At 67.1% G+C, this 6,585-nt stretch carries 7 protein-coding genes and 1 pseudogene; 3 read left to right on the forward strand and 5 right to left on the reverse strand.

What is annotated here, in order from left to right; genetic code table 11:
• The 4 genes and pseudogenes from B3446_RS18430 to B3446_RS18445 all read right to left on the reverse strand — a co-directional run.
• Nucleotides 1–406: pseudogene (locus B3446_RS18430) on the reverse strand (hypothetical protein); the annotation flags it as partial.
• Nucleotides 407–433: 27 nt separating this feature from the next.
• On the reverse strand, nucleotides 434–1,045 hold the full coding sequence (locus B3446_RS18435) for an LON peptidase substrate-binding domain-containing protein (protein ID WP_191579466.1): 612 nt from the start codon (nucleotides 1,043–1,045) through the stop codon (nucleotides 434–436).
• A 13-nt stretch (nucleotides 1,046–1,058) separates the two neighbouring features.
• On the reverse strand, nucleotides 1,059–1,466 hold the full coding sequence (locus B3446_RS18440; protein WP_291383873.1) for a carboxymuconolactone decarboxylase family protein: 408 nt from the start codon (nucleotides 1,464–1,466) through the stop codon (nucleotides 1,059–1,061).
• Between the two features lie 85 nt (nucleotides 1,467–1,551).
• Nucleotides 1,552–1,896 carry a GFA family protein gene (locus B3446_RS18445; protein WP_191579464.1) on the reverse strand — a complete coding sequence of 115 codons (345 nt, stop codon included), beginning with the start codon at nucleotides 1,894–1,896 and terminating at the stop codon, nucleotides 1,552–1,554.
• A 120-nt stretch (nucleotides 1,897–2,016) separates the two neighbouring features.
• Here B3446_RS18445 and B3446_RS18450 point away from each other — a divergent pair, with 120 nt between their 5' ends.
• Nucleotides 2,017–2,445, forward strand: a complete 429-nt coding sequence (locus tag B3446_RS18450) for a VOC family protein (protein WP_175121796.1) — start codon at nucleotides 2,017–2,019, stop codon at nucleotides 2,443–2,445.
• 16 nt (nucleotides 2,446–2,461) lie between these two features.
• Here B3446_RS18450 and B3446_RS18455 read toward each other — a convergent pair whose 3' ends face one another.
• Entirely contained in the window at nucleotides 2,462–3,316 is an 855-nt protein-coding gene (locus B3446_RS18455) for an IclR family transcriptional regulator (RefSeq protein ID WP_191579125.1), read from the reverse strand.
• 135 nt (nucleotides 3,317–3,451) lie between these two features.
• Between B3446_RS18455 and B3446_RS18460 the strand changes: the two genes are divergently transcribed.
• Both B3446_RS18460 and B3446_RS18465 read left to right on the forward strand, forming a co-directional pair.
• The gene (locus tag B3446_RS18460) at nucleotides 3,452–5,113 is read left to right on the forward strand and encodes a GMC family oxidoreductase (RefSeq protein ID WP_291383874.1); all 1,662 of its coding nucleotides are present in this window, start codon (nucleotides 3,452–3,454) and stop codon (nucleotides 5,111–5,113) included.
• Between the two features lie 73 nt (nucleotides 5,114–5,186).
• Nucleotides 5,187–6,527, forward strand: coding sequence for an MFS transporter (locus B3446_RS18465; RefSeq protein WP_175121799.1), 1,341 nt, complete (start codon nucleotides 5,187–5,189; stop codon nucleotides 6,525–6,527).
• The last annotated feature ends 58 nt before the right edge of the window (nucleotides 6,528–6,585 follow it).

A 6,585-nucleotide genomic window follows, 5' to 3' on the forward strand; every position in this document is an offset into this window, starting at 1 on the left:
CGGCCGGCGCGCCGTCGAGCGGCGAACCTTGCCCGCTGCCGACGGCCCCGCCTTCGGCCGCAGCGCCCGCTTCCGGGCCGGTGCGCGCCAGCAGAATCTCCTTCTTGCGAAGCGCCAGCACCCCGCGCTGGAAGTCCGACACGCTGCGCCGGCCCAGATGGTTTTCGATCATCCACAGATGCACGTCGTCCATGGATTTGAAGTGCGGGTGCTGAATCGTCTGGAACGGGATGTTGTGCTTGACGCAGATGGCGTAACGGTTGTGCCCGTCGATCAGCAGGTCGCCCCACAGGACCAGGGCGTCGCGGCACCCCTCAGCCAGCAGGCTGCGTTCCAGCGCGGCGTGTTCGTCCTCGGTCAGCGGGTCTATATAGGCACGCAGGCCTTCGTCTACTCTGATTTCCATGGTGTCCAAATAAAGTCGGGCGGCGCCCTACGCCAGCCCCTGTCCGCGCAGCACGTCCTGGATGGCCGCCAGGCGCGCCACCGGGTCGGTCAGGGCCAGCAGGGTCGCCTTGTCGTCCGGGGGTAACGGCAAGAGTTCGCACCAGCGGTTTGCCACCCAGCCGCAATCATCCAGGCGGAATGGCGGCGCCAGCGGCATTCTCTCGGCGGGCACGCCATCCTGCTGCCACTGCGCCACCAGGCGGCCCAGCGCATCGGCGCTGGCCTGCATGGCCGCGGGCACGGGCGTGGGCGGATCGTCGGGAATGGGCTCGGCTTCGCCCATCCAAAGGCCGTATTTTGCCACCTCGCTGGACCGCAGCCGAAAGCGCGAGGTGCCCCGGCACCGGATTTCCAGCAAGGCCGGCATGGGCGCCTCCCAGGATTCGACCCGCGCCATGGTGCCCACGGGCGACAGCGTCTCTACACCCTCGGGCGAGCGGACCTCGCTGCCGGCCAACAGGCCCACGATGCCGAACTCGGTGTTTTCGGCGATGCTGCGCCGGATCATGTCCAAATAGCGGACTTCGAAGATGCGCAGATGCACCACGCCCGCGGGAAACAGCGCGTTGGACAGCGGAAACAAGGGAATCAGCGACATGGCCGCCTCCTGTTCATTTCACGTCGAAGGCATCGTCCACCGGCACCTGCAGCGCCGTCGCCAACGCATTCGTCTGCGACGCCATCGCCATCACGGCCAGCAGCTCGGCGTGCTGGCCATCGGTCATGCCCTTGGCCCGGGCCGAGGCCGTGTGGGAATGGACGCAATACGAGCAGCCGTTGGCGGTGGACACCGCGATGTAGATCATCTCGCGCACCAGCGGCGAGAGCTCGCCCTCGGCCATCATCACCGTCTTGAGCTGCTCCCAGACGCTGCGCATCCGCGAGGGATCGTTGGCCAGCGCCCGCCAGAAGTTGTTGACGAAGTCCGATTTGCGCGTGGCGCGGATGTCCTCGAACACCGCCCATGCCTCGGGACTTCTGCGGATCTCGTCATCGCTCAGCAGCCTTACCGTGCTCATTGCCCCTCTCCATCGTGAAAAAACACATCGGACCAGCGCGTCGCGGCGGCCCCCTTTTGACCCATCCAGGAACGCAGCCGGCCGCTCAAGTGTTGCGGCCGTCGTACGGAATGCGGGTCAGCCCATTGACGTCCACGTTCTCCAGGCAACGTACGTTGACCGCCGCCGTCTCCTTGCCTTCTGCCCCGACCCCGAACCCGAAGGGCGCACAGCCGCAGTTGGCGCAGAAATGGTGCGAGATCACGTGCTTGTTGAAGGTGTATGTCGACATGGCTTGCGTGGACGACGTGATGCGCAGGGCGGCGCGCGGCACGAACCACAGCAAATAGCCCTTGCGGCTGCAATGCGAGCAGTTGCATTCCAGCACCTGAGACACATCGCCATCGACTTCATAGGCGATCTGTCCGCAGTGGCAGCTTCCTAGTTGCATGGATTGTCTCCCGGCCGTAATCGGATCAGACTCCCATCATAGGCCTGCCCCGCCCGCCTTGCCCATGCGGACGCAACGCCCCCCAACTCCACCCCGCCCCCGGCCAAGCACGGAGCCATCATGCCCCAGTTATCCGCGTATCTCAGTTTTGACGGCAATTGCGCCGAGGCCATGCGCTTTTACGAACGCGTGCTGGGCGGCCGCCTTGACGCGCTGGTCCGCTACGCCGATGCGCCGCCCGATGCCGCCATGCCGGTGCTGTCGGACGAAGACGCCGGGCGCATCATGTACGCCCGCCTGACGCTGGACGAACAGACCTTGCTGGGCAGCGACGCCACCGCCGGCCATCCCTACCCCGGCAACCGCGGGGTGGCGCTGGCGCTGGTGTATCCCACGGTGTCGGATGCGCATCGCGTGTTCGAGCACCTGGCCGAAGGCGGCAGCGTCACGATGCCGCTGCAAAAGACCTTCTGGGCCGAAGCCTACGGCGCGCTGGTCGACCGGTATGGCACGCGGTGGATGGTAAGCGGCGGCCGCATGAGCCACTGAGCGCCCCGCCCCCTTCCTAACCGCCTGGCCGGTGCGCCGCCAGCACGTCGTGCAGCGACTGCGCGGCGCCTTGCAGCACCGGCACCGCGCGCAACAGATCGTCCAGCATCACCCGCGCGGTCGGCGCATGGCAGGCCACCGCCGCCACTACGCGGTCCTCACCATCGCGCACCGGCACCGCCACCGCGCTCATGCCGCGCACGAACTCCTCGTTGTCGATGCCGATGCCGCGCACGGCCAGCCGCTCCAGCTCGGCATCCAGCTTGGCCGGGTCGGTAAACGTGCGCGGCGTATTGCGCGTGAGCGGCAAGCGCGCCAGCACGTGGCTGCGCTCCAGGCGATTCATCGACGCCAGAAACAGCTTGCCGCTGGCCGTGCAGTGCATGGGCACGTGGCTGCCCACGGCAAAAAACAGGCGTAGGGGCTCGGACGTCTCGACGCGCTCCATGTAGACCACCTGGTCGCCGTCCGGCGCGGTCAGGTTGCACGTTTCGCCCAACGTGCCCACCAGCTTGGTCAAGACCGCGCGGCATGCGCGCGTGAAGGCGCTGGCGCGCAGCGTGGCCAGCGCCAGCGATGTCGCCTGCGGCCCCGTCACGAAGCCGTTTTCGGTCGGGGTAGCGGCCACAAAGCCCGCGCGCTGCATGGCCGCCAAGAGGCGCATCAGCGTGGTCTTGGGCATGTCGAGCCGCTGCGCCAGTTGCGCGAGCGTGGGCGGATGCTGCGCGCGGGCCAGGTGATCCAGCACCAGCAATGCGCGCAGCGAACGGGCGGCTTCCTGTTGCCCGCCGGGGTCATCGGACCGGCCGCCGGCCGCCTGTTCCGATGCTGCACTGCGATTTTGAAACCGACGCTGCATGTTCTGTTCCATTTGTCTGCCCCAGCGCGTGTTGTGCTTTGTTCTGTGTGCGCGCTTCCTAGAATCGCCTCAGATGCCGGCCTGGTCCGCATTGCGGAGAGCGAGCCGGTCGGACCTGCCGAACAATATAAGGGAGACCACGCGGATATGTCCGATACCGTCGATTACATCGTGGTGGGCGCCGGCTCGGCCGGATGCGTGATGGCGAACCGGTTGAGTGCGGACGGCGCGCACGCGGTGTGCCTGCTGGAGGCCGGTCCCAAGGACACCTATCCGTGGATCCACATTCCCATCGGCTACGGCAAGACGATGTTCCACAAGGTGGTGAACTGGGGCTTCTACACGGACCCGGATCCCAACATGCTGGACCGGCGCATCTACTGGCCGCGCGGCCGCACGCTGGGCGGCTCCAGCGCCATCAACGGCCTCATCTACATCCGCGGCCAGCGCGAAGACTACGACGCGTGGGCGGCGGCCGGCAACGGGGGCTGGGGTTGGGATGACTGCCTGCCGTGGTTCCGCAAGCTGGAAAACAACGACCTGGGATCCGGCCCGACCCGTGGGACGCAAGGCCCGCTGAACGCCACGTCCATCAAGACGCCGCATCCGCTGGTGGAAGCGCTGATCGCCGCCGCAGGCAAGCTGGGCGTGCCGCACGTGCGCGACTTCAATAGCGGCGACCAGGAGGGCGTGGGCTATTACCAGCTGACCACGCGCAATGGCCGCCGCTGCTCCACGGCCGTGGCTTACCTGCGCCCCGCGCAGGACCGCCCCAACCTGCGCATCGAGACCGATGCGCACGCGATGGCCGTGCTGTTCGAAGGCAGCCGCGCCTGCGGCGTGCGTTTCCGGCAAGGCGGCCAGGTCCGCACGCTGCGCGCCCGGCGCGAAGTCGTGCTGTGCGCGGGCTCCCTGCAATCGCCGCAGCTGCTTCAGCTGTCGGGTGTGGGCCCGGCCAGCCTGCTGCGCGAGTTCGGCATCGGCGTCGTGCGCGATCTCCCGGGCGTGGGCGAAAACCTGCAGGATCATCTTCAGATCCGGCTGATCTACGAGACCACCCGACCCATCACCACCAACGACCAGTTGCGCAGCCTGACCGGCCGGCTGCGCATGGGGCTGCAATGGCTGCTGCTGCGCAGCGGTCCGCTGGCCGTGGGCATCAATCAGGGCGGCCTGTTCTGCCGCGTCGATCCGGCCAGCCGCACGCCCGACACCCAGTTCCATTTCGCGACCCTGTCCGCCGACATGGCGGGCGGCAAGGTGCATCCGTTTTCCGGCTGCACCTATTCGGTGTGCCAGTTGCGCCCGACCTCGCGCGGCCGGGTGCGCCTGCGCAGCACGGACCCGTTCGAGGCGCCGTCCATGCAGCCCAATTACCTGTCGACGGACCTGGACCGACACATGGCGGTGGCCGCCGTGCGGTATGCGCGACAGGTTGCCGCGACCGAGCCGCTGGCCGGCCTGATGAAACGTGAGTTCCGCCCCGGCGCTGACGTGCGCACGGACGATGAGATCCTGCACTTCTGCCGCGAGTATGGCGCCACCATCTTCCATCCGTCAGGCACGGCGAAGATGGGACCGCGCAGCGATCCGCTGGCCGTGGTGGACGAGCGCCTGCGCGTGCACGGCGTGTCAGCGCTGCGGGTGGTGGACTGCTCGATCATGCCCACGCTGGTCTCGGGCAATACCAACGCGCCGGTCGTGATGCTGGCCGAACGCGCGGCGGACTTCATGCTGCAGGACGTGCGGCAGGCGCGCGCGCAAGTCCTGCACACGCCCGCCCGGATGGAGATGACGGACCCCGGCTAGAAAACCCATATCGCAGACAGACCCGGCCGCGGCAGCGCAGATTGCCAGGCCGACCCACCAAAGGAGACTGGACATGGCCAAGCAAAACGAAGCGGCGGTGCGCAAAGTCGTCACCGCCTCGCTGATCGGCGCCACCATCGAGTGGTACGACTTTTTCCTGTATGGCGTCGTCGCCGGCATCGTATTCAACAAGCTGTACTTTCCCACCGGGGACCCGCTGGTCTCGACCATGCTGGCGTACACGACGTTCGCCGTCGGCTTCGTCACGCGCCCGCTGGGTGGCCTGATCTTCGGCCACTTCGGCGACCGCATCGGCAGAAAGAGCATGCTGGTGATGACGCTGATGATCATGGGCATCGCCACCTTCCTGATCGGTCTGGTGCCCACGTACGACATGATCGGCATCTGGGCGCCGATCCTGCTGCTTCTCCTGCGCGTGTTCCAGGGCATCGGGCTGGGCGGCGAATGGGGCGGCGCGGTGCTCATGGCGTATGAGTACGCGCCACCGGAGAAAAAAGGCTTTTACGCGTCGTTGCCGCAGATCGGGCTGGCGATCGGGCTGTGCCTGGCCTCCGGCACGGTGGCGCTGCTGTCCGTCCTGCTGACCGACGAGCAGTTCATGGCGTGGGGATGGCGCATCGCCTTCCTGGCGTCCGCCGCCATGGTGGCCGTGGGCATGTACATCCGGCTCAACATCAAGGAAACGCCGGAGTTCACGGCGGTCAAGGCGCAGAACGCCGAAAGCCGCATCCCGTTCATGGACATGATGCGGCGCTATCCCGGCAACGTCGTCAAGGGCATGGGCGCGCGCTACATCGACGGCGTGTTCTTCAACGTCTTTGGCGTGTTCTCGATCTCATTCCTGACGCAGTCGGTCAAGATCACGCGGACCGAAGCGCTGATCGGGGTGATGGCGGCGGCGCTGGTGATGTGCTTCTTCATCCCCTTCTTCGGCCGCCTGTCCGACCGCATCGGCCGCACGCGCGTGTACTTCTGGGGATCGCTCATCACCGCCGCGGCGTCGTTCCCGGGCTTCTGGATGATGATCAACAGCGGCGGCAACGTGATGCTGATCTGGCTGGCCATCATCATTCCGTTCGGGATCCTGTATGCCGCCATCTACGGACCGGAGGCCGCGCTGTTCTGCGAGCTTTTCGACGCCAAGGTGCGCTACACCGGCATCTCGTTCGTCTATCAGTTCTCGGGCATCTTCGCGTCCGGCATCACGCCCATCATTGCCACCGCCCTGCTCAAGACCGGCGGCGGGCAGCCGTGGCTGATCTGCCTGTATGTGCTCTTCGCGGGCGTGGTGTCGGCGTTCTGCGCGTGGCTGATCGGGCGCGGCAAGCAGCCGGTGGAGCTGGACGGCGCAGGCCAGCCGTCCATGCCGCGGGCTGGGCTGCGCAAGGCATAGACGGCGGGCGGCCCCCGATAGGCGGTGCGCGGCTGGCGGTGGCGGCGCGGCTCAGCCC

It is taken from the genome of Achromobacter sp. UBA5777 (assembly GCF_002418565.1).
In the GTDB taxonomy this organism is placed as follows: domain Bacteria; phylum Pseudomonadota; class Gammaproteobacteria; order Burkholderiales; family Burkholderiaceae_B; genus Achromobacter; species Achromobacter animicus.